Annotated in this window: 24 protein-coding genes and 1 tRNA gene; 13 read left to right on the forward strand and 12 right to left on the reverse strand. The window is 70.5% G+C overall.

Annotated elements, in window-relative coordinates:
- Positions 1 to 2: 2 nt before the first annotated feature.
- From QM517_RS01820 to QM517_RS01830, 3 genes are all read left to right on the forward strand, one after another.
- On the forward strand, positions 3 to 1388 hold the full coding sequence (locus QM517_RS01820; RefSeq protein ID WP_308208883.1) for an NAD(P)/FAD-dependent oxidoreductase: 1386 nt from the start codon (positions 3 to 5) through the stop codon (positions 1386 to 1388).
- Between the two features lie 89 nt (positions 1389 to 1477).
- Positions 1478 to 1551, forward strand: a tRNA-Leu gene (locus tag QM517_RS01825).
- A 132-nt stretch (positions 1552 to 1683) separates the two neighbouring features.
- On the forward strand, positions 1684 to 2253 hold the full coding sequence (locus tag QM517_RS01830) for a LemA family protein (protein ID WP_283284747.1): 570 nt from the start codon (positions 1684 to 1686) through the stop codon (positions 2251 to 2253).
- A 22-nt stretch (positions 2254 to 2275) separates the two neighbouring features.
- Here the strand turns inward: QM517_RS01830 and QM517_RS01835 are convergent, their stop codons facing one another.
- The gene (locus QM517_RS01835; RefSeq protein ID WP_283284749.1) at positions 2276 to 3535 is read right to left on the reverse strand and encodes a winged helix-turn-helix domain-containing protein; all 1260 of its coding nucleotides are present in this window, start codon (positions 3533 to 3535) and stop codon (positions 2276 to 2278) included.
- 71 nt (positions 3536 to 3606) lie between these two features.
- Here QM517_RS01835 and QM517_RS01840 point away from each other — a divergent pair, with 71 nt between their 5' ends.
- A complete protein-coding gene (locus QM517_RS01840) occupies positions 3607 to 4797 on the forward strand; it encodes an AI-2E family transporter (protein WP_283284751.1) in 1191 nt (396 codons plus the stop codon).
- Entirely contained in the window at positions 4794 to 6023 is a 1230-nt protein-coding gene (gene ilvA / locus QM517_RS01845; protein WP_077051849.1) for a threonine ammonia-lyase, read from the forward strand. The genes QM517_RS01840 and ilvA overlap by 4 nt, the downstream gene beginning before the upstream one ends.
- Positions 6024 to 6103: 80 nt before the next feature.
- Here the strand turns inward: ilvA and greA are convergent, their stop codons facing one another.
- Together greA and QM517_RS01855 are read right to left on the reverse strand one after the other, a co-directional pair.
- Positions 6104 to 6595 carry a transcription elongation factor GreA gene (greA, locus tag QM517_RS01850; protein WP_077051848.1) on the reverse strand — a complete coding sequence of 164 codons (492 nt, stop codon included), beginning with the start codon at positions 6593 to 6595 and terminating at the stop codon, positions 6104 to 6106.
- A gap of 111 nt (positions 6596 to 6706) precedes the next feature.
- A complete protein-coding gene (locus QM517_RS01855; protein WP_278102035.1) occupies positions 6707 to 7102 on the reverse strand; it encodes a DUF4307 domain-containing protein in 396 nt (131 codons plus the stop codon).
- A 63-nt stretch (positions 7103 to 7165) separates the two neighbouring features.
- On the opposite strand from QM517_RS01855, the gene QM517_RS01860 reads away from it, so the two are divergent.
- A complete protein-coding gene (locus QM517_RS01860) occupies positions 7166 to 7441 on the forward strand; it encodes a hypothetical protein (RefSeq protein WP_077051846.1) in 276 nt (91 codons plus the stop codon).
- 29 nt (positions 7442 to 7470) lie between these two features.
- Here the strand turns inward: QM517_RS01860 and trhA are convergent, their stop codons facing one another.
- Positions 7471 to 8163 (reverse strand): PAQR family membrane homeostasis protein TrhA, encoded by a 693-nt coding sequence (gene trhA, locus QM517_RS01865; protein WP_077051845.1) that lies wholly within the window; start codon positions 8161 to 8163, stop codon positions 7471 to 7473.
- A gap of 157 nt (positions 8164 to 8320) precedes the next feature.
- Here trhA and QM517_RS01870 point away from each other — a divergent pair, with 157 nt between their 5' ends.
- Complete coding sequence (locus QM517_RS01870) at positions 8321 to 9094, forward strand: isoprenyl transferase (protein ID WP_077052659.1); 774 nt, start codon at positions 8321 to 8323, stop codon at positions 9092 to 9094.
- A gap of 185 nt (positions 9095 to 9279) precedes the next feature.
- Complete coding sequence (locus QM517_RS01875) at positions 9280 to 10647, forward strand: PhoH family protein (RefSeq protein WP_374114648.1); 1368 nt, start codon at positions 9280 to 9282, stop codon at positions 10645 to 10647.
- Positions 10648 to 10939: 292 nt separating this feature from the next.
- Here the strand turns inward: QM517_RS01875 and QM517_RS01880 are convergent, their stop codons facing one another.
- Genes QM517_RS01880 through xseA form a run of 7 tightly spaced genes read right to left on the reverse strand, consistent with a single transcriptional unit; the run spans position 10940 to position 17318 of the window.
- On the reverse strand, positions 10940 to 11596 hold the full coding sequence (locus tag QM517_RS01880) for a response regulator transcription factor (RefSeq protein ID WP_283284756.1): 657 nt from the start codon (positions 11594 to 11596) through the stop codon (positions 10940 to 10942).
- Positions 11593 to 13008 (reverse strand): sensor histidine kinase, encoded by a 1416-nt coding sequence (locus QM517_RS01885; protein WP_283284758.1) that lies wholly within the window; start codon positions 13006 to 13008, stop codon positions 11593 to 11595. The genes QM517_RS01880 and QM517_RS01885 overlap by 4 nt, the downstream gene beginning before the upstream one ends.
- Positions 13009 to 13048: 40 nt before the next feature.
- Positions 13049 to 14443 (reverse strand): class II fumarate hydratase, encoded by a 1395-nt coding sequence (locus QM517_RS01890; protein ID WP_077051841.1) that lies wholly within the window; start codon positions 14441 to 14443, stop codon positions 13049 to 13051.
- A 32-nt stretch (positions 14444 to 14475) separates the two neighbouring features.
- A complete protein-coding gene (locus QM517_RS01895; RefSeq protein WP_139340761.1) occupies positions 14476 to 15096 on the reverse strand; it encodes a carbonic anhydrase in 621 nt (206 codons plus the stop codon).
- Between the two features lie 35 nt (positions 15097 to 15131).
- Complete coding sequence (locus QM517_RS01900; protein WP_283284761.1) at positions 15132 to 15764, reverse strand: DUF4245 family protein; 633 nt, start codon at positions 15762 to 15764, stop codon at positions 15132 to 15134.
- Complete coding sequence (locus tag QM517_RS01905; protein WP_036328293.1) at positions 15764 to 16003, reverse strand: exodeoxyribonuclease VII small subunit; 240 nt, start codon at positions 16001 to 16003, stop codon at positions 15764 to 15766. The genes QM517_RS01900 and QM517_RS01905 overlap by 1 nt, the downstream gene beginning before the upstream one ends.
- A 1-nt stretch (position 16004) precedes the next feature.
- Positions 16005 to 17318 carry an exodeoxyribonuclease VII large subunit gene (gene xseA / locus QM517_RS01910; protein ID WP_077051837.1) on the reverse strand — a complete coding sequence of 438 codons (1314 nt, stop codon included), beginning with the start codon at positions 17316 to 17318 and terminating at the stop codon, positions 16005 to 16007.
- Positions 17319 to 17407: 89 nt separating this feature from the next.
- Here xseA and QM517_RS01915 point away from each other — a divergent pair, with 89 nt between their 5' ends.
- The 5 genes from QM517_RS01915 to QM517_RS01935 are packed head-to-tail and all read left to right on the forward strand — an operon-like array spanning position 17408 to position 20804.
- The gene (locus tag QM517_RS01915; protein ID WP_303655357.1) at positions 17408 to 18448 is read left to right on the forward strand and encodes a 4-hydroxy-3-methylbut-2-enyl diphosphate reductase; all 1041 of its coding nucleotides are present in this window, start codon (positions 17408 to 17410) and stop codon (positions 18446 to 18448) included.
- Positions 18445 to 18984: a DUF6264 family protein gene (locus QM517_RS01920; protein ID WP_278102028.1), complete on the forward strand. Its 540-nt coding sequence runs from the start codon at positions 18445 to 18447 to the stop codon at positions 18982 to 18984. Before QM517_RS01915 ends, QM517_RS01920 begins: the two co-directional genes overlap by 4 nt.
- 54 nt (positions 18985 to 19038) lie before the next feature.
- On the forward strand, positions 19039 to 19542 hold the full coding sequence (locus QM517_RS01925; RefSeq protein ID WP_077051835.1) for a sigma-70 family RNA polymerase sigma factor: 504 nt from the start codon (positions 19039 to 19041) through the stop codon (positions 19540 to 19542).
- Entirely contained in the window at positions 19539 to 20249 is a 711-nt protein-coding gene (locus tag QM517_RS01930; RefSeq protein WP_077051834.1) for an anti-sigma factor family protein, read from the forward strand. Before QM517_RS01925 ends, QM517_RS01930 begins: the two co-directional genes overlap by 4 nt.
- A gap of 9 nt (positions 20250 to 20258) precedes the next feature.
- Complete coding sequence (locus QM517_RS01935; RefSeq protein WP_077051833.1) at positions 20259 to 20804, forward strand: MOSC domain-containing protein; 546 nt, start codon at positions 20259 to 20261, stop codon at positions 20802 to 20804.
- Positions 20805 to 20954: 150 nt separating this feature from the next.
- On the opposite strand, the gene fbaA is transcribed toward QM517_RS01935, so the two are convergent.
- The gene (fbaA, locus tag QM517_RS01940; protein WP_283284765.1) at positions 20955 to 21983 is read right to left on the reverse strand and encodes a class II fructose-bisphosphate aldolase; all 1029 of its coding nucleotides are present in this window, start codon (positions 21981 to 21983) and stop codon (positions 20955 to 20957) included.
- Positions 21984 to 22029 lie beyond the last annotated feature (46 nt).

A 22029-nucleotide genomic window follows, 5' to 3' on the forward strand; every position in this document is an offset into this window, starting at 1 on the left:
CCGTGCCCAAGATCCTCATCGTCGGCGGAGGCTACGCGGGTTTCTACACTGCGTGGAAGCTCGAGAAGCTCCTCGGCCGCAACGAGGCCGAGGTCACTCTCGTCGACCCGCTGCCGTACATGACGTACCAGCCCTTCCTCCCCGAGGTCGCGGCCGGTGAGATCGAGGCCCGCCACGTTGTCGTCGGTCTCCGTCGCCACCTGAAGCGCACGACCGTCATCGCGGGCAAGGTCACCGGCATCTCGCACGCCACCAAGACCGCCACGATCACGCCGATCGCGGGCGACGACACCTGGACGCAGGAGTACGACCAGATCGTCGTGACCGCCGGCGCCGTCTCGCGCACGTTCCCGATCCCGGGCATCGCCGAGAACGCGATCGGTCTGAAGACGATCGAAGAGGCCGTCGCGATCCGCGACCGTCTGACCTCGAACTTCGACAAGGCGTCGGTGCTTCCCGCCGGTCCCGAGCGCGACCGTCTGCTGACCGTCGTGGTCGTCGGCGGTGGCTTCGCCGGCATCGAGGTGTTCGCCGAGCTGCGCGCGTACGCGTCGTCGCTGCTCAAGCAGTACCCGACGCTGACCTTCGACGACACGCACTTCCACCTCATCGAGGCGATGGGCCGCATCATGCCCGAGGTGTCGCAGAAGACGAGCGAGTGGGTGCTGGCCGACCTGGCGAAGAAGGGTGCGTTCGTGCACCTCGACACGCAGGTCAAGGGCGCCGTCGACGGCGTCGTCGAGCTCTCCACCGGTGAGCAGCTGCCCACCGACCTCATCATCTGGACCGCCGGGGTCATGGCCAACCCGACCGTCGTGCGCGGCAGCGACCTGCCGGTCGAGGAGCGCGGTCGCATCCGCACCCGTCCCGACCTGCGCGTGGGCACCGACGAGGAGTTCGTCGAGGGTGCCTGGGCCGCCGGCGACGTGTCGGCCGTCCCCGACCTCTCGGGTGGCGGCGTGGGCGGCTTCTGCGTCCCGAACGCGCAGCACGCGGTGCGTCAGGGCAAGCTCATGGCGAAGAACATCGTTGCGGTCCTCCGCGGCGAGGAGCCCAAGCAGTACTTCCACAAGAACCTCGGCGCGGTCGCCGGACTCGGTCTGTACAACGGTGCGTTCCAGTCCGGGAAGATCGCGCTCACGGGTCTCCTCGCCTGGTTCGCCCACCGTGGCTACCACGGCCTAGCCATGCCGACCTGGGAGCGCAAGTTCCGCGTCGTCGGCGACTGGGTGCAGAACTTCTTCCACGGCCGCGAGACGGTGTCGCTGGAGGCCGTCCAGAACCCGCGTGCCACGTTCGAGGAGTTCGCCGCCCGCCCGCGTCCGGCGCAGCCCGCGGCCGAGCCGGCCTCGGCCGACAAGAAGCCCGAGGCCGTCGCCGCCAAGTGATCGCGCTCGAGACCCCCGCACATCGCGTGCGGGGGTCTCGTCGTTTCCGGATGCCGTCGCCCTCCGCGCTACGGTGGAGCGTGGCATCCGCCCCCGTAGCCCAATGGCAGAGGCAGGCGACTTAAAATCGCTCCAGGTGTGGGTTCGAGTCCCACCGGGGGTACGTGTCGGGGCGCCGCGCGCGCATCGCTCAACGCGTTGCATGCGTATCGACTGGGAGTCGTTCCCAGGCCCCTGGTGCGCACCGCCCCCGCCGTTAGGATTGTGCGGCAGTCGTCGAACGGAGAACCGGAACATGTGGGAGTGGCTCGTCCCCGTCATCGTGATCGTCGCAATCCTGGCGATCGCGGGGATCTATCTGTGGGCGACGTACAACGCCCTGGTCTCCCTCAACGTCCGGGTCGACGAGGCGTGGAGCGACATCACCGTCCAGCTCAAGCGTCGCGCCGATCTCCTCCCCAACCTCATCGAGACGGTAAAGGGGTACGCGGCTCACGAGAAGGCCGTGTTCGAGAACGTGACGCGCGCCCGCGCCGAGACGATCTCGGCGCAGAGCCCCGCGGAGGCGGGCGTCGCCGAGGGCCACATGCAGCAGGCGCTGCGGTCGCTGTTCGCCGTCGCCGAGGCGTATCCGCAGCTTCAGGCGAGCCAGAACTTCCTGCAGCTGCAGCAGTCGATCGTCGACACCGAGGACAAGATCCAGGCATCGCGCCGGTTCTACAACGGCGGTGTGCGCGAGCTCAACACCAAGACCAAGGTGTTCCCCAACAACCTCTTCGCCCGCCAGTTGGGCTTCCAGGCGCGGGAGTTCTTCGAAGTCGTCGACGGCGCCGCGATCTCCGAGCCGCCGCGCGTCCAGTTCTGACGGCACCGACTCCGCCGCCCCCTCAGCCCGTCACGGGTGAGGGGGCGGCGTCGTGCCGGGGGTGCTCGTGCCGTTCGGCGCGCAGGGCTCCCGCGAGGGCGTCGGCGGCGTCGCCCCACCGGGACACCGTCACGCGCTCGAGCCCCTGCCATTCCGCGGCGGTCCGCAGTTCCGCGGCAAGCCGCTCGGCGGCATCCGCGGGGGCGCCGTGCTCCCACCACGCCGACTGCACCCGCAGTGCGGAGGCGCCCCGGTCGGCCTTGAGATCGACGCGTCCGACCACATCGTCGCCGACGACCACGGGCAGCGAGTAGTAGCCGAAGCGCCGCTTCTCGGCCGGGGTGTAGATCTCGATGCGGTAGTCGAAGTCGAACAGCCGCTCGGCGCGGTCGCGGAACCACACGACGGGGTCGAACGGGGTCAGGACGGCCGTCGCATCGACGCGGCGGGGGCGGGCGGCATCCCGGTGCAGCCAGGCCTTGGCGGGCCGACCGGCGACCTGCCACCCCTCGACGACGACGGGCTCGAGCTCGCCGGCGTCGACGAGGTCGCGCACGGCGCCGAGAACGGCGGGGCGGTCGCGGATGCGCCAGTAGTCCGCGAGGTCGGCGGCGGTCGCGACGCCGTACGCGGCGGCGGCGCGTCGGACGAGCTCGTGGATGGCCTCGGCCCGGGGGACGGGGGAGTGGAGGGCCTCGGGCGGCAGCACGTCGGAGGCCAGCGCGTATCGTCGCTCGAACCCGCGACGGCCCGCGATCGCGACGTCACCCATGAGCCACAATCGCTCGAGGCCGTTCTTGACGTCGTCCCATCCCCACCACGATCCGCGCGACCCCGCGCGTGCATCGTGTTCGATGTCGGCGGGGCGGAGCGGTCCCCGCGCCGCGAGCTCGTCGCGCAGCCAGCCCAGCAGTGCGGCGTTGGCCTCCGCCCAGTCGTCGGTGCCGTACTTCTCGCGCGCCGCGTCGCGGCGGAACTGCAACAGCGGCCAGTCGGCGACATCGACGAGGGATGCCACATGCGCCCAGGACTCCACCCACCGCGGGCGGCGCGCGAACGCCAGGCGATCGAGCAGAGCCGTGTCGTAGGCCCCGAGGCGGGCGAACAGCGGCATGTAGTGGCTGCGGGAGAAGACGTTGACGGAGTCGATCTGCAGGATCCGCATGCGCCGGAGCGTCGAGGTGATCTGGCGGGTACCGACCACCGTGGGACGCGGGCGTCCGAGGCCCTGGGCGGCGAGCGCGATGCGGCGTGCCTCGGCGCGGCGAAGGGTCGTCGTCATACATTCCAGCGTAGGCATGGCCGCCGACATTCCCGGCGTTCCCGGAGCGGGGGCGGCGGTAGGCTGACGGGATGACCGGAACCGATCCCGAGGACCGCGGATCGTTCTTCGACGCCCTGCGTCGGCGCACCGTCTCGAGCGACCTCTCGCCGGCGGTCCCCGCGGCGCTGCGCCAGGCCACCGCTTACTCGTGGCGACTGCTGGTCATCGCGGCCGCCATCGGCGTGGTGGTGTGGCTGGTCATCCAGCTGAAGCTCCTGGTCATCCCGTTGCTGGTCGCGATCCTCATCACCGCGCTCGTGTGGCCCGCGTTCTCGTTCCTCCTGCGGCACCGGTGGCCGCGCTGGCTCGCCATCGTCGTCACGGTGCTCGGGACGATCGCCGTGATCTCGGGGCTGCTGTGGCTCGCGGTCTGGCAGATCACGCGAGAATTCGGCTCGGTGCGCGACCGCACGGTGGAAGCGATCGGCCAGTTCCGCCAGTACCTCATCGACGGGCCCCTGCACCTGTCGGCGCAGCAGATCGACGACGGGCTCCGCCAGGCGGGGACGTTCCTGCAGCAGCAGGCCGAGGTGCTGTGGACGGGGGCGCTGGCGATCGGGACGACGATCGGCCACGTCGGCACGGGGCTGCTGCTGACGCTGTTCATCCTGCTCTGCCTTCTGGCCGACGGCGGCGGCATCTGGCGCTGGACGACGCGGCTGTTCCCGCGCGTCGCGCGCCCCGCGGTCGACGGCGCCGGGCGCGCCGGGTGGCGCACCGTCATCACCTACGCCCGCACGCAGCTGCTCGTGGCCACGATCGACGCGATCGGCATCGGCCTGGGCGCGTTCCTGCTCGGTGTGCCGCTCGCGATCCCGATCGGCGTCCTGGTGTTCCTGGGCGCGTTCATCCAGTTCGTCGGCGCCGTGGTGACCGGGGCCCTCGCGGTCTTCATCGCGCTGGTCTACAACGGGCCGCTGATCGCGCTGTTCATGCTCATCGTCGTGCTGGGCGTTCAGCAGATCGAGAGTCACGTGCTGCAGCCGATCCTCATGGGATCCGCCGTGAAGGTTCACCCGCTGGCGGTGGTCCTCGTCGTCGCCGGCGGGGCGATGATCGGCGGCATCCCCGGTGCGCTGTTCGCGGTGCCGCTCGCCGCGTTCGTCAACGTCGTCTCGGTGTACCTCAGCAGCCATGCGTGGCGGGACGGCGGTTCCGCCGTCGACTCCGCCGACCTCATCTGGCAGACCGTGCCCCGCGAACGCGGAAGGAGATCATGAACGACACGCCCACCCTGGCCGAGTTCGAGGATGCCGCGCAGACCCTGCGCGGCATCATCACGCGGACCCCGCTCGACGAGTCGCTGCACCTGACCGAGCTGCTCGGCGTGCCCGTGCACCTCAAGCTCGAGAATCTGCAGAGGACCGGATCGTTCAAGATCCGCGGAGCGACGTACCGCCTGTCGCGCCTCACCGCCGAGGAACGGGCTCGCGGCGTCGTCGCGGCATCCGCGGGCAACCACGCGCAGGGCGTCGCCCTCGCGGCGCAGCAGCTCGGCATCACGGCCACGATCTTCATGCCGCTCGGCGTGCCGGTGCCCAAGCTCCTCGCGACCCGCGGGTACGGCGCCGAGGTGATCCTGGAGGGGGCGACCGTCGAGACGCCTCTCCGCCTCGCGGCCGAGTTCGCCGAACGCACGGGCGCGGTGCTGATCCATCCGTTCGATCACCGCGACATCGTCGTGGGTCAGGGGACGCTCGGCCTGGAGCTCGTCGAAGACCTGCCGGATCTGGACACCGTCATCGTCGGGATCGGCGGCGGCGGTCTCGCCGCCGGCGTGGCCGCCGCGGTCAAGGCGCGGGCGGCCGCCGAGGGGCGCCGCGTGCGGATCATCGGCGTCCAGGCGGAGAACTCCGCCGCCTATCCCACCTCCCTCGCGGCGGGGTATCCGATCCAGGTGCCGACGACCCCGACGATCGCCGACGGAATCGCCGTCGCGCGTCCGGGTGATCTGCCGTTCGAGCTCATCCGGCAGTTCGTCGACGAGGTCGTCACCGTCACCGAGGACGACATCGCGCGGGCGCTGCTCGTCCTGCTCGAGCGCGCGAAGCAGGTCGTGGAACCCGCGGGCGCGGTCGGGGTGGCCGCGATCCTCGCCGGGAAGATCCAGGCGACGGGGACCACCGTGACGATCCTCTCCGGCGGGAACATCGACCCCCTGCTCCTCCAGAGGGTCGTGGCCCACGGGCTGTCGGCATCCGGTCGCTACATGTCGCTGCGCATCCCGCTCCCGGACCGCCCCGGGCAGCTCGCCCGCGTGTCGGAGCTGCTCGCCCAGGTCGGCGCCAACGTCATCGAGGTGCTGCACACGCGGCACGGACAGGGCCTGCAGATCAGCGAGGTCATCCTGCAGCTGAGCGTGGAGACACGGGGCGCGGAACACCGGGCGCTCGTCATCCGCACGCTGGAGGAAGCCGGCTTCTTCGCCACCGTGGTCCCGGACTGACGCCCCCGCCCCGGCGACGCCGGTCGAGACGCGAAGAGCCGCTCACCCCGAACGGGGGAGCGGCTCTTCGCACGTGCGGGTCACTGACCCGAGTAGGTCTCGACCTTCACGATCTCGACCGAGATCTGCTTGCCGTTGGGCGTGGTGTACGAGCCGCTGTCGCCCTCCTTGAGGCCGAGGATCGCGGCGCCCAGCGGCGACGCCTCGCTGTACACGTCGAGTTCGGAGTCGGCGGCGATCTCACGGTTGCCGAGGAGGAACTTCTCCTCGCCCCCGGCGATGATCGCGGTGACGACCGTGCCGGACTCGACGACGCCCGTGCTCTCGGGCGCCTCGCCGACCTTGGCATTCTTCAGCAGCGCCTGGAGGGTGCGGATGCGGGCCTCCTGCTTGCCCTGCTCGTCCTTGGCGGCGTGGTAGCCGCCGTTCTCCTTCAGGTCGCCCTCTTCCCGGGCGATCTCGATGCGCTTGGCGATCTCTTCGCGGCCCGTGGTCGAGAGGTGCTCGAGCTCGTTGGCGAGACGGTCGTAGGCATCCTGGGTGAGGAACGTCACCTGAGCGTCAGTGGACACGGTGGTCTCCTTCGTCGATCGGGCCGGAGTCGGGCAGGGAGAAACCGCCGACCGCCGGGGGATATGTCGAACGCCCCGGCTTCGGGCCGGGGCGCGTCTTGGTGATCGAGACTACGGCACCCAGCAGGAGTTGACAAAACCCGTCGTCGCCAGCGCCAGGGTCGGGATCTCCTCCGAGAAGGCTCGGGTGTGATCCTCGGATGCCGGGTACTCCACGACCCGCCACCCGACGGTTCCGTGCTCTTCGTCCTGCGCCTCGATCGCGCAGGCGACCGGCTGCCCCACGGGTGCGGTGATCTGGAACGAGATGGTGACGCGCTCGGCATCCGTCACCGCGAATCCGGTGTCGGTGGAGGTCACGGACGCCAGGTTGTTCGCCACGGTCGTCCATCCGAGCGCGACGGTGAGAGCCACCGCGACCACGCCCACGACGCTCCACAGCACGATCCGCCGACGCGGCGACCGGGTGCGGCCGTAGCGGTCGTCGAGCTGGGCTTGCGTCGTCATGGTCTCCCCGGGCTTTAGGCTGGACTTCCAGGCTACGCGCTCCCGCCCGGACCGAAGGACTCCATGCTCACCGCGCTCGCGGCCCTCGCGGCCACGCCCACTCCCGCCACGACCCCCGACGAGTCGATCGTGACCCCGGGACCGCTCGGCTTCGCGGCGGTCGCCTTCATCGGCGTCGCGGTCTTCCTCCTCGTGTGGGACATGCTGCGCCGCATCCGGCGCGGGCGCTATCGCGAAGAGGTCAACGCGGAACTGGATGCCGAGGAGCAGGCCCGCGCGGCCGAAGCCGCCAGCGAGACCGACGACGAAGACATCGACCGCGACGCTCCCCGCAGCTGATCCGCGCCGCGGGGGATTGGCATCCGTCGCTATCCGCCGTGGAAGGCGGGGTGCATCGCGATCAGCAGGCACGCCGTCCAGTGGCACAGGAACGCCAGGACCGTGCACACGTGGAAGATCTCGTGGAAGCCGAAGTGGCCGGGCCACGGGTTCGGGCGCTTGAGGGCGTACACGATGGCCCCCGCCGTGTAGAGCAGTCCCCCGATGACGACGAGCACCATCATCGCGACATTCGCGTTCAACAGGTCGACGATGTACATCACCGCCGCCCAGCCGAGGGCGAGATAGAGCGCCACGTAGAGCCAGCGCGGGGCGTTGATCCAGAACACGCGGAAGAAGATCCCGAGGATCGCCCCGCCCCAGACGATCGACAGCAGCAGGATCGTCTGCGGGGTGTCCAGCGCCAGGACGGCCAACGGCGTGTACGTCCCTGCGATGAGCAGCAGGATGTTGGCGTGGTCGATGCGCTTGAGCACCGCCCTCGTCTTCGGCTTCCAATTGAACCGGTGGTACAGCGCCGAGTTGCCGAACAGCAGCATCGACGTCGCCATGAAGACCGCGGAGGCCCATTTCGCCGGAGCACCCTGCGCGAGGCTGATCAGGACGATGCCGGCGGCGATGGCCACCGGGAACGTGCCGGCGTGGATCCAGCCCCGCCAGGTGGGCTTCAGATCGGCCTGCGCACCGACGGCCCCCGCCTCGAGGAGGGGGAGCTGAGGCATCTCCGGTCCGTCACCGGTGGGGGAAGGCGTCACGCGTCGAGCCTACGTCGGCCCGCATACCCGCGCGGGCACATGGTCGGCCCACGGCGGCTCGCCGCGGAGACGGGCGAACCGTGCCGCGCGGAGGTCGACGCGGTAGCGTAGCCGGGTGGCGCGCGTGTGGAGGAACGAGGGGCGGGGTCCCCTCTACCGGCTGTACATCCAGCGCCTGCGCCGGCAGATGCCCGCGACCGTGCCGCATCACGTGGCGATGATGATCGACGGCAATCGCCGCTGGGCGCGGCAGCTCGGCTTCGACAGCGCCGCACACGGCCACCGCGCCGGCGCGGCCAAGATGCACGAGTTCCTCCGGTGGTGCGACGACCTCGGCATCAAGGTCGTCTCGCTGTACCTGTTGTCCAACGACAACCTCCGCAAGCGCGACTCCCGCGAGCTGGAGGACCTCATCGAGATCATCGCCGAGCTCGCCCGCGAACTGTCGCACGAACCCGACTGGCGTGTGCAGCACGTGGGGCGGGCCGACGACCTGCCCCCCGCCCTCGCCGAGGTGCTGCGGGAGGTCACCGACCGGACCCGCTCGCACACCGGTCTGCACGTCAACCTCGCCGTCGGCTACGGCGGCCGCAGCGAGATCGTCGACGCGGTGCGCAGCATCATCGCCAAACACGATCAGCGGGGCGGGTCGCTCGAGGAACTGGCGGCGAGCCTCACTCCCGAGCAGATCGGCGAGCACCTGTACACCGGCGGCCAGGCCGACCCCGACCTCGTCATCCGCACCTCGGGGGAGCAGCGTCTGAGCGACTTTCTCCTCTGGCAGTCGGCGCACTCGGAGTTCTATTTCGTCGAGGCGCTCGGTCCCGACCTGCGCGAAGTGGACTTCCTTCGCGCGATCCGCGACTTCTCCGCGCGCGACCGCCGATTCGGCCAGTAGCCGTGCGTCAGCGTTAACGCACTCGTCATTTTTCCGGGCGTGTTCGCGACCCCACGTGCCCGCGGAAGGCTTTACGGTGAGGTCATCGGGCACGGAGCCCGGTCGAGTCGGCCTTCGGATCGCGACTCGTGACCCACAGGTCGACTCGTGACAGCCGGGTGAGACACCCGGGTCGGGAGTGGGTTGTGACTGCACGAGCACCGTACGACCAGCGGAACGTCGTCGACAGCAGTGTTTCGGAACCGGATGCCTCAGCCGATCAGGCTCTGCGCACCTACGTTCTGGACACCTCCGTCCTGTTGAGCGACCCGCGGGCGTTCTTCCGCTTCGCCGAGCATTCGGTCGTGATCCCGGTCGTGGTGATCACCGAGCTCGAGGGCAAGCGCCACGACCCCGAGATCGGCTACTTCGCGCGGCAGGCGCTGCGCCACCTCGACGAGTTGCGCATCGAGCACGGCCGCCTCGACTTCCCCGTACCGGTGGGCACCGACGGCACGCTCCGCGTCGAGCTGAACAACACCGATCCCTCGGTGCTCCCGTCGGGTATGCGCCTGGGCGACAACGACAGCCGCATCCTCGCGGTCGCGATGAACATCGCGCGCGACGGCGCCGAGGTCACGGTGGTGTCGAAGGACCTGCCGATGCGCGTCAAGGCGTCGTCGCTGGGCCTCTCCGCCGAGGAGTACCTCGCCGAGCAGGCGATGGACTCGGGCTGGTCCGGGATCGCCTCGATCGACGTCTCGGGAGACGACCTCAGCGACCTGTACGAATCCGAGGTCGCCGCCAGCAACGACGTCCGCGGCCTCCCGGTCAACACCGGCCTCATCATCCACTCGGAGCGGGGCTCGGCGTTGGGTCGTGTCACCGGCGACGGCGAGTTCCGGCTCGTCCGCGGCGACCGTGACGCGTTCGGTCTGCACGGACGCTCGGCCGAGCAGCGGATCGCGATCGACCTGCTGCTCGACCCGGAGGTGGGGATCGTCTCGCTCGGCGGACGTGCCGGCACCGGCAAGTCCGCACTCGCGCTGTGCGCGGCCCTCGAGGCGGTGCTGGAGCGTCAGCAGCAGAAGAAGATCATCGTCTTCCGTCCGCTGTTCGCCGTGGGCGGGCAGGAGCTGGGCTACCTCCCCGGCGACCAGGCCGAGAAGATGGGCCCGTGGGGGCAGGCGGTGTTCGACACGCTGGGCTCGGTGGTGTCGGGGAACGTGCTCGAAGAGGTGCTGGCGCGCGGCATGCTCGAGGTTCTGCCCCTCACCCACATCCGCGGTCGTTCGCTGCATGACGCGTTCGTGATCGTCGACGAGGCGCAGTCGCTCGAACGCAACGTCCTGCTGACGGTGCTGAGCCGCATCGGCCAGAACTCGCGCGTCGTGCTCACCCACGACGTCGGGCAGCGCGACAACCTGCGGGTCGGCCGCCACGACGGTGTCGCCTCGGTCATCGAGACGCTCAAGGGCCACGCGCTCTTCGGCCACGTCACGCTGACCCGGTCGGAGCGGTCCGCCATCGCCGCGCTCGTCACCGAGCTGCTGGAGGCCGGAGAGCTCTCCTAGAGATCGCGTACGGAGGGGCCGGGATGCCACGCATCCCGGCCCCTCCTCTGTGGGGCCGGGATGATGAGAGCTTTCTCATCTGCACCTCCTCGCATTCTCACGGGGAACCGACAGAGTTGTGTCAACGGCGAGGGAGACCTCGTCACCGCCTCGGCGGTTCCCCCCATAAATGAAAAGAGAACGGTTCGCCGTGCAGGTCACCGACGTTTCGGGTACGTCGGAAGACCGCCGTGGACCGCATCCCCATACCCCCGGTTTCCCCCCAACCGGGGGCTTTTGGGTTTTCGGGGGTCTATTGCCATCGATACCCGGCACCGCGCACGGTGGCGATGCGCGCCGCGCCGAACTTGGCGCGCAGATATCGGACGTAGACGTCCACCACATTGGAGCCGGGATCGAAGTCCAGCCCCCAGACCCGGCTGAGCAACTGTTCTCGACTCAACACCTGCCCGGCGTGACGGAGGAACTCCTCGGCGAGGGCGAACTCGCGCGCGCTGAGATCGATCTCCCGCGCGCCGATCGCGGCGCGGCGGGTGAGGACGTCGAGTGACACGTCGCCGTGCGCGATCGTGATCGACCCGAGCGACACCGGCTCGCGCAGGCGCGAACGGACGCGGGCGAGCAGCTCGTCGAACTTGAACGGCTTGGCGACGTAGTCGTTCGCGCCGGCGTCGAGTCCGTCGACGGTGTCGCGGGTGCTGGTGCGGGCCGTGAGCATGATGACCGGGATCGACGACCCTTGCCCGCGCAGGCTCCGCAGCACCTCGAAGCCGTCCATCGTCGGCAACCCAACGTCCAGCAGGACGAGGTCCACCTCGCCGGTGAGCGCGCGGTCGAGAGCCTCGGCTCCGTCTTCGACGATGAGGGTCTGGTAGCCGGCGGCCTCCAGACCCTTGGCCACGAACGCAGAGATGCGCTCCTCGTCTTCGGCGATGAGGATGCGGGTCATCCGGTGGCCTCTCTCTGCTGGACGACGTCGCCGGCACGGACGGGCGTCGGAAGGTGGGTCGGTGTGTGCGCTCCGCCCCGGGGCACGTGGATCGTCAGGGTCGCGCCGCCGCCGGGGGTGTCGGCGATGGTGCAGTGTCCGTCGTGCGCCTTCACGATGGCATCCACGATCGACAGGCCGAGCCCGGATCCGTCGACGCCGCGTCGGGTCGAGACGCGGTCGAAGCGGCGGAACACACGATGACGGGCGGCGGGAGGGATGCCGGGGCCGTGGTCGCGGACCCACAGTTTCGCGACCACACCGTCGTCGGAGCTGCCGATCTCGATGGGGCTTCCGGCCGGGGTGTACTTCGCGGCGTTGTCGGCGAGCTGCAACCACGCTTGGACGAGACGGTCGTGGTCGCCGACGATCCGGCCGCGGCCGCGTGCTTCGATCGTCCAGGTGTGTTCGGGGATGGCCGCGACGAGTTCGCCGACGCGGTCGGTGAGCGCGCTCACGTCGACGACTCCCGCCGACAGCGAACCGGCTTCGACGTCGGCGAGGGCGTCGATGTCGTCGACGAGGCGCGAGAGCCGGTCGAGCTCGGAGATTCCGAGGTCGCGGGTCTCGACGACGTCCTCGGGATCGGCGGGGTTCATCGTCTCGAGGTGGCCGCGGACGATCGTGATCGGCGTCTTCAGCTCGTGCCGCACGTCGTCGAGGAGCTGCCGCTGGGCGGCGACCGACATCGCCAGGCGATCGAGCATCGAGTTCACGGAGGCCGTCAGGTCGGCGATCTCGTCGTTGCCTTCACTCGAGACGCGCACCCCGAGATCGGCGATCGTGATCGCGTCGGTCGTGTCGCGGAGCTTCCGCAGCGGCGAGAACAGGCGGCCCGTGACGAACCAACCGGCCACTCCGACGGCGAGGAGCACGCCCGCCCCCGCGATCGCGTACGTGAGGGTCGACAGGGTCACCAGCTCCATGCGCTGGTCGATCGAGATGGCCTGCACGATCGCGGCATCCTCGTCGGCCACCGCGGCGTAGAGGACCGGGCCGACGCCCGTGTCCAGGCGCCCGCGCATCTCGCCGCGATCCAGCGCGGCACGCAGCTCGGCGAGGAAGTCCACGTCGTCGGCGAGCGGGAGGCCCGGCGGGGCCGGGGTCGAGGCGAGGACCGCGGTTCCGCGCAGGGCCAGCGTACCGTCCGTGCGGCCGGGCACGGCGGCCGCGACCAGGTCGGCGGCGTCCTGTCCGCCGGCGGACACGGTCGAGACGAAGCCGTCGAGCTGTCGCTGGGCGTTGGCGAGCACGCGCTCGCTCTGCACGAAGAACGTGATGCCGCCGGCGATGATGAGGCCGAGCAGCACGACGCCGAGGATCGCCGCGAGGAGCCGCGCGCGTGCCGAGAAGGGTCTCGTGCGGCGGATCATCCTCTGATTATGGCGTTCCCCGGCGTCGTCGCGATCCGGCTCAGCCCGGGTGGGTCATCGACAGCAGGTCGAGCTTGGCGTCGAGCACCTCTTCGGTGATCTCGCCGCGCTCCACGTAGCCGAGGTCGATGACGGCTTCGCGGACCGTGATGCCCTTGGCCACCGAGTGCTTCGCGATCTTCGCCGCGGCCTCGTACCCGATGACCTTGTTCAGGGGCGTGACGATCGACGGGGACATCCCGGCGAACGCCTCGGCGCGGGCGACGTTGGCCTCGAGGCCGTCGATCGTCTTGTCGGCGAGCACGCGCATGGCGTTGGACAGCAGGCGGATGGACTCCAGCAGCGCCGTGCCCATCACGGGGATCGCGACGTTGAGCTCGAACGAACCCGACGCGCCCGCCCAGGCGACGGTGGCGTCGTTGCCGATGACCCGTGCGCACACCATCAGCGTGGCCTCGGGGACGACCGGGTTGACCTTGCCGGGCATGATCGAGGAACCGGGCTGCAGGTCGGGGATGTGCAGCTCTCCGAGGCCCGTGTTCGGCCCCGACCCCATCCAGCGGATGTCGTTGTTGATCTTGGTCAGCGACACCGCGATCGTGCGCAGGGCACCGGATGCCTCGACGAGACCGTCACGGTTCGCCTGCGCCTCGAAGTGGTCCTTGGCCTCGGTGATGGGGAGCTCGGTCTCGGCGGCGAGCAGCTCGATGACCTTCTGCGGGAAGCCCAGCGGCGTGTTGATCCCGGTGCCGACGGCCGTTCCGCCGAGGGGCACCTCGCCGACGCGGGGGAGGACGGCCTGCACGCGCTCGATGCCGAGGCGCATCTGGCGGGCGTAGCCGCCGAACTCCTGGCCGAGCGTGACCGGGGTGGCATCCATGAGGTGGGTGCGACCGGACTTGACGATGCCCTTCCACGCCTCGGCCTTGGCCTCGAGCGCGACGGACAGGTGGTCGAGCGCCGGGATGAGGTCGTCGATGAGGGCCTGCGTGACCGCGATGTGCACCGAGGTGGGGAAGACGTCGTTCGAGGACTGCGAGGCGTTGACGTGGTCGTTGGGGTGGACGGTGTCGCCGAGGATCCGGGTGGCGAGGGTCGCCAGGACCTCGTTCATGTTCATGTTCGACGAGGTGCCGCTCCCGGTCTGGTACGTGTCGACCGGGAAGTGCGCGTCGTACGCGCCGGTGATGACCTCGTCGGCGGCCTGGGCGATGGCGTCCGCGACGCGCGGGTCGAGCGTGCCGAGCTCTTTGTTCGCCAGCGCCGCCGCCTTCTTGATGCGGGCGAGCGCGGCGATCTGCGTCGACTCCAGCCCCGAACCCGAGATGGGGAAGTTCTCGACCGCGCGCTGCGTCTGCGCGGCGTAGAGGGCGTCCTTGGGCACCCGCACCTCACCCATGGTGTCGTGTTCGATGCGGTACTCGATGTCGGTCACGTCGTCGTTCCTCCAGATCGTTTCGTGCGGTGTCAGGCGGCGCGGGAGTCGTCCACGTCGCCCACGCTCACGACGGGGACGGCTTCCCCGTCGTCGAGTCGGTAGTTGGCGCCCACGACCGCGACCCGACCTTCGGCGACGGCCTCGGCGATGAGCTCGGAGGCGCGCAGCAGATCGGCGACGGTGTGGCGCAGGTGCTCTCGACCCACCAGCTCGGCGTCGATGCGGTCGGCCGCGCGGCCGGCGGCGGCCTCTTCGCGCTGCACCCGACGCACGGCCGGGACGATCGGGGCGATCTGGCGCCAGATGTAGGGAGGGAGGGTCGGGGCGTCAATGCCGGTGCTGTCGATCGCGGCCCCCACGGCACCGCACGCGTCGTGCGCGAGCACCACGATGAGCGGGACCTCCAGCACGCCGACGGCGTACTCGAGGCTGCCGATCACCGAGTCGGAGATGACCTGGCCGGCGTTGCGGACGACGAACAGGTCGCCCAGGCCCTGGTCGAAGATGATCTCGGCCGCGAGGCGCGAGTCGGAGCAGCCGAAGAGAGCGGCCGTGGGGTGCTGCGAGCTCGCGAGTTCCGCGCGACGTTCGACGTCCTGGCGCGGGTGCGCGGGTTCGCCCGACACGAAGCGGCGGTTGCCCTCGAGCATCTGGGTCCACACGGCACGGGGGGTGATGCGCTCGCTCACGGGGTCTCTCTCAGTTCTCGAACCTGGGCGGTGACGGATGCCGCGGCGATCGCGGTCGTCTCGGGGCTGGCGTCGCCGTAGATCAGCACCTGATCGGGCCCGGCGGGGGTCGACAGCGCGTAGGTGATGTTGCCGGCACGTTCGGGGTCGCTGGGGCGGTAGACGTTCCAGTCGATCCCGTCGATCGCCACGGTCTCGGTGCTGCGCGCTCCGCCCAGGATCTGGGCGACCCACTCCTCACCGGTGTCCAGGCCCTGCGCGACGCGCACGAACCCGGAGTCGCCGGAGCGGACGTAGACCATCGTCCACGCCTCGGTGCCGCCCTGACCCTCGGTCGTCGCCTGGTTCACGCGCCAGCCGTCGGGGAGCGACGGCGACAGGGCGGGGCGACCGATCTCGCGGGACAGGTCGGCGGCGAGGGCCACGACGTCGGGCTCCGGACGGGGGGCGGGCTCGCCGCGCGGAACCGCCGCGACCACGACGAGGACGACGGCCACGGTGACGAGGAGCGCGGCGACGAGGTTGCGGAAGGTCTTGCTGGAGCGGTAACGGCGCGACGACTCGGCCTTACGGGCCGTTGTCTCCTCGGGCGTCTCGGGGCGACCGAGCTCGGCGACGATGCGGGCCATCAGGACTCCTCACCCTCGCCGCGCGCGGCGTCGAGCCGTCGCTTGGCGCCGAGCAGCCATTCTTCACAGCGGGCCGAGAGCTGCTCGCCGCGTTCCCAGAGGGCCAGCGACTCCTCCAGCGTGGGCGCACCCTGCTCGAGCTCGGCGACCACACGGACGAGCTCGTCCCGAGCCTGCTCGAACGACAGAGACGCCACGTCGGCGGAGGGGCCGGAAGGCGTCGCGGTCATGGCATCCATCTTAGGCGCGACCGGCGGAGGTGCCGCCGTCCGCCGGGGACTCGGCGCCGTCGACCGGGCCGGTGGAGGAGGCGCCGAACGCGCCCTCGGCGACGGTCACCACGACGCGAGAGCCCGCGGGTGCCTGCGTCGCGTCGCGCACGATCCCACCGCCCTCGACCTGCGCGATCGCGTATCCGCGCGCCAGGGTGGCTTCCGGTGAGAGAGCGCGCAGCGAAGCCCGGAGTTCCCGCGTTCGCCGCTCCTCGCCCTGCAGTCGGCGGTCGACGACGTCGCGCCCGCGAGTCGCGAGCATCCAGATGTCCTGCGCGCGGGAGGTGAGCATCGAGTGGGGCGTCCGCAACACCGGACGCGAACGCAGCTGCTCGAGCTGCGCGATGTCGTGGAGCACGCGCTGCGTGAGTCGGCTCGTCAGGCGCGCCCGCAGCTGCGCGACGAGCGCACGCTGCTCGCTGACGTCGGGCACCACGCGCTTGGCGGCGTCGGTCGGGGTGGAGGCGCGCACGTCGGCGACGTCGTCCAGCAGCGGACGGTCGTTCTCGTGGCCGATGGCGCTGACGATCGGGGTGGATGCCGCGGCCACCGCGCGCACGAGTCGCTCATCGCTGAAGCCGAGGAGCGTCTGCGGATCCCCGCCGCCGCGGGCGATCACGATGACGTCGACGTCGGGGTCGGCATCCAGCGCCTTCAGTGCCGCCAGCGTCTCGGGGACGCAGCGGTCGCCCTGCACCGCGGCGTACCGCGTGCGGAACCGCACCTGCGGCCAGCGCAGCTCGGCATTGCGGTGCACGTCCTTCTCGGCATCCGAGTTCTCGCCCGTGATCAGTCCGATGCAGTGGGGGAGGAAGGGCAGCTTCTTCTTGCGCGCGGGGTCGAACAGTCCCTCGGACCGCAACTGCACGCGCAGCCGCTCCAGACGCTCGAGCTGCTCGCCGAGGCCCACATGGCGCATCGCCGACACCGAGAACGAGAAGTCGCCGGTCCGGGGGAAGTAGTCGGCCTTGACGCACGCGACGACGTGGTCGCCGACCTGCAGATCCTTCGGCAACCGCGCGAGCGTGCTCGACCAGATGCGGAAAGCGACGGTCGAGTCGGTTCCGAGATCCTTCAGGCGCCCGAAGACGTTGCCGCCCCGCCGGTTGAACGAGGTGATCTCGCCCTCGACCCAGACCGACCCCCAGCGCTCGATGAAGCCGCGGATCGTGTCGTTCAGGCGCGACACCGACGTCGGGGTGTCGGTGCGGGAATCGCGCGGGTGCACGGAGTCGGCCGGGGGCGCCTGGCCCTCGACGGCTTCGGGTCGGAAGGAGGTCATGCTCTCTCGTGGGGGTCGGTGGTGGGCGGTTCGGCCGTCGTCCAGGGGCGCCCCCGTAGAATCGAGGGGTGAGCACACCTGCCGTCCACCTGCCCGTTCCCCGGATCCCGGGTCGACGCGGGCGGCTCCAGGATATCCCCGTCCACGGACAGAAGAAGGTGCTGCTGGCCGCACCGCGCGGCTACTGCGCCGGTGTCGACCGTGCCGTCATCGCGGTCGAGAAGGCCCTCGAGCGCTACGGCGCGCCGGTCTACGTGCGCAAGCAGATCGTGCACAACATCCACGTCGTGACCGAGCTGGAGAAGAAGGGCGCGATCTTCGTCGAGGAGGTCGACGAGGTGCCGGAGGGCTCGCACGTCGTCTTCAGCGCGCACGGGGTCTCGCCGGCCGTGGTGTCGGCGGCATCCGATCGGCACCTGCAGGCGATCGACGCGACTTGCCCGCTCGTGACCAAGGTGCACCGCGAGGCCGTGCGCTTCGCGCGCGACGACTTCGAGATCCTGCTCATCGGCCACGAGGGACACGAAGAGGTCGAGGGCACGGCGGGCGAGGCGCCCGAGCACGTCACCGTGGTCAACTCCCCGGAGCACGCCGACACCGTCGAGGTGCGCGACCCGTCGAAGGTCGTGTGGCTCTCGCAGACCACGCTGTCCGTCGACGAGACGATGGAGACCGTCCGGCGCCTGCGCCTGCGGTTCCCCGAGCTGCAGGATCCGCCGTCCGACGACATCTGCTACGCCACTCAGAACCGTCAGGTCGCGATCAAGAAGGTCGCGCGCGGCGCCGACCTCGTGATCGTCGTCGGCTCGGCGAACTCGTCGAACAGCGTGCGCCTCGTGGAGGTCGCGCTGGAGCACGGCGCCAAGGCCGCCTACCGCGTCGACTACGTCGACGAGGTGCGTCAGGAGTGGCTCGAGGGCGTCGAGACCGTCGGTGTGACCAGCGGCGCGTCGGTGCCCGAGGTGCTCGTCACGGAGGTGCTCGAGGAGCTCGCCGGTGCCGGCTACCGCGATGTCGAAGAGGTGCGCACCGCGGAGGAGGACCTGATGTTCTCGCTCCCCAAGGAGCTGCGTCAGGACTCGTCGGGCAAGCGCGACCAGCGCGCCCTCGGCGGCCGGGGTCGCCCATGAGCGACGATGCCCGTCCGCGCCCGCAGTACGGCGAGTACGCCTCGCCCGAGGAGCAGCGCGCGCGCATCCAGCGCCCCGAGGTGACCGAGGCTCTCGAGGCGGGAGTCGCTCCGGCGCCCGAGCCCGCCGTCGACGAGACTCCGGCCGCCGCGCGCGCCCGCGGCCCGCTCGCTGACCGGGTCGCGACGTTCGTCCTCCTCGTCTACGGCCTCATCTCGGTGATCTCCACGATCGTGCAGCTGCTCGATTTCCCCGGCTACGCCGAGCGCGCCGCGCAGATCCTGGGCGTGGATGCCACGTACACGGCGCTGTCGACCGGGTACGTGTGGGGCGCCGTGGCATCCGTCGTGTACGCGGTCGGCTATCTGCTCACGGCCTGGCTCACCTGGCGGCGACTGCGTCGCGGGCGGATCGCGTTCTGGGTGCCGCTCGTCGGCTTCGTGGCGACGACCCTCGTCGCCGGTGTGTGCATCACCATCGCGCTCACCGCGGACCCGGCGTTCCTGTCGGCCCTCACCGGCTCGTTCGCGAACTGAACCGCGGGGCCCGGCATCCCGTGTTCCCGTGAGGAGGACAGGAGGGATGCCGCGATGCGAGACGACCACGCGCAGCTGACCGCGCTGTACGACGCGCACGCCGCACCCGTCTGGCGCTACGTCGTGAGCCTCACGGGCGACCACGCGGGAGCCGACGACGTCGTCCAGGAGACCCTGCTGCGCGCGTGGCGGACGCCGCGCGTCATGGCGGACGACCCCTCGACGTTGCGGTCCTGGATGTTCACCGTCGCCCGCAACATCGTCATCGACGAGGCGCGCAGTGCGCGGCGGCGCCATGAGCAGCCGGTCGACGAACTGCCCGAGACCGCGGGCGGGGATCACACGGATGCCATGTTCGACGCGCTGCTCGTCGAGGAGGCCCTGGCCACCCTGACGGCCGATCACCGCGCGGTCATCGTGTCGGCCTACTACGGGGGTCGGAGCGTCGCGCAAGCGGCGGAAGAACTGGGCATCCCGGCGGGCACCGTGAAGTCGCGTCTGCACTACGCCGTGCGCGCGCTCCGGCTCGCCCTGCAGGAGAGGGGGGTGACGCGATGACCGCCGACCACGAGAGATTCGCCGAATGGGACGGCGCGTACGTGCTGGGTGCGCTGTCGGCCGCCGACCGCGGCGAGTACGAGCGCCACCTCGACGAGTGCGCGCTCTGCCGGGCCGCCGTCGCCGAGCTCGCACCCACGGCCGGGCTCCTCTCGCGGCTGTCGCCCGAGCGTGCTCGCGCGATCGACGGAGACGATCCGCAGCTCCGGGCGGCGCCCACCGCCCCTGATCCCGATCTTCGGGGACGGGTCGTGCGCACCGCGCGGAATCGGCGCCGCCGCGCGGTCGCCCTGTGGGCGGGTGCAGCCGCCGCGGCCCTGCTGGTCATCGCGGTGCCGAGCGTCCTGGCTCTCACGAGCACCCCGACCGACGGTGGCGGCACCGTCTACGCCTTAGACGATGTGGCGGGCGCGCCGCTGGAGGCCTCGGTGAAACTCACGCCCGTCGAGTGGGGCACCCGGATCGATCTCGTCTGCCAGTACACCGGCCAGGTCCTCGACGCTCCGCCCGGCGGCTGGCCCTACGCCCTCGCCGTCACGGACGACTCGGGAGCCACGACGTTGCTCTCCACGTGGCGCGCCGGCCCCGGCTCGACCACCGAGCTGAGCGCGGGCACCGACGTGGCGGCATCCCGGATCGACTCCATCGAGATCAGGACGGTGGACGGGGATCGCGTGGTCATGCGACGGGTGTTCGACAGCCCGTAGCATCGAGGGATGCCGAGCCTCGTCGCCGTCTGCGCCGTCCACGCCCTCCGCCCCGACTCCGGCTCGGTCGGCGTCACCGCCATCGACAAGCGCGCGCTCGACGGGGCCGTGCGCATCGGTCCGCTGGGTGTCCGCGCCGACGTGCAGGCGAGCCGCAAGCACCACGGCGGCCCCGACAAGGCCGTCTACGCGTACGCGCAGGACGACGCCGAGTTCTGGGAGCAGCAGCTCGGACGCGAGCTCGCCCCCGGCTGGTTCGGTGAGAACCTGCGGCTCGACGGCGTCGACGTCAACGGCGCGCGGATCGGCGAGGTCTGGCGGATCGGTGACACCGTCCAGCTCGAGGTGACGATGCCGCGGACCCCGTGCGCGACCTTCGCCCGCTGGGTCGGCGGCTCGGCGGGCCGCGGGTGGGTCAAGCGCTTCTCGGATGAGGGGCGGCTCGGTGCCTACCTCCGCGTCCGACGTGCGGGCGACGTCCGCGCCGGCGACCCCGTCGAGATCGTGTCGTCGCCGTCGGACGCCCCCACCGTGCTGGAGCTGTACCGCTCGTAGGTCAGCCGTCCTCGCGGCGTCGTCATCGCTGACTTCGGGCGAACGTTCGCCCCGCGCCTCGCTCCCCGGACATCTCCCCGAAGTCAGCGAAGGGTGGGAACGCACGAACGCCCCGGCCGGAGCCGGGGCGTTCGTGGGGGAGCCTTCGGGTCAGCCCTGCGACTTGCCGAACGAGCCGAGCTGCTTCGTCGCCTCGACGACGCGCACGGCCATGGCCGACTCCGCGACCTTGCCCCACGCGCGCGGGTCGTACTGCTTCTTGTTGCCTACCTCGCCGTCGATCTTCAGCACGCCCTCGTAGTTCGAGAACATGTAGCCCGCGATCGACCGGGTGAAGGCGTACTGCGTGTCGGTGTCGATGTTCATCTTGACGACGCCGTTGGAGACGGCCAGGACGATCTCCTCGTCGGTGGAGCCGCTGCCGCCGTGGAAGACGAGGTCGAGGGGCTTGGGGCCGGTGCCGAACTTCGCGGCGATGCCCTCCTGGATCTCACCGAGCAGCTCGGGGCGCAGCTTCACGCCACCGGGCTTGTACACGCCGTGCACGTTGCCGAAGGTGAGGGCCGAGATGTAGCGGCCGTTCTCGCCGAGGCCCAGACGCTCGACGGCCTTCGTCACGTCCGCGACGGTGGTGTACAGCGCCTCGTTGGAGCCCTCGTGCGCGACGCCGTCCTCTTCGCCGCCGACCACGCCGACCTCGATCTCGAGGATCGCGTTGATGTTCTTCAGGCGGGGGAGGAGCTCGGCGGCGATGTCGATGTTCTCGTCGAGGGGCACGGCCGAACCGTCCCACATGTGCGACTGGAAGATCGGGTTGCGGCCGGCCTTGACCTCTTCCTCGGATGCCTCGAGGAGGGGGATCACGAAGCCGGGCAGCGCGTCCTTCGGGCAGTGGTCGGTGTGCAGCGCGACCGTTACGGGATAGTTCTTGGCGACCTCGGTCACGTACTTCGCGAACGCGAGCGCGCCGGTCGCGCGGGCCTTGACGGTGTGGCCGGCGAAGTAGTCGGCGCCGCCGGTGGTGACCTGCAGGATGCCGTCCGAGCCGGCCTCGGTCAGGCCCTGGAGCACGGAGTTGATGGTCTGCGAGCTCGAGACGTTGATCGCGGGGTACGCGAAGCTGCCGGCCTTGGCGCGGTCCAGCATCTCGGCGTACTGCTCAGGGGTGGCGACGGGCATGGAGAGACTCCTTGGTCGTGACGGGGACAACCGTCACTCTAGCGAA

The organism is Microbacterium sp. IEGM 1404 (assembly GCF_030056775.1).
In the GTDB taxonomy this organism is placed as follows: domain Bacteria; phylum Actinomycetota; class Actinomycetes; order Actinomycetales; family Microbacteriaceae; genus Microbacterium.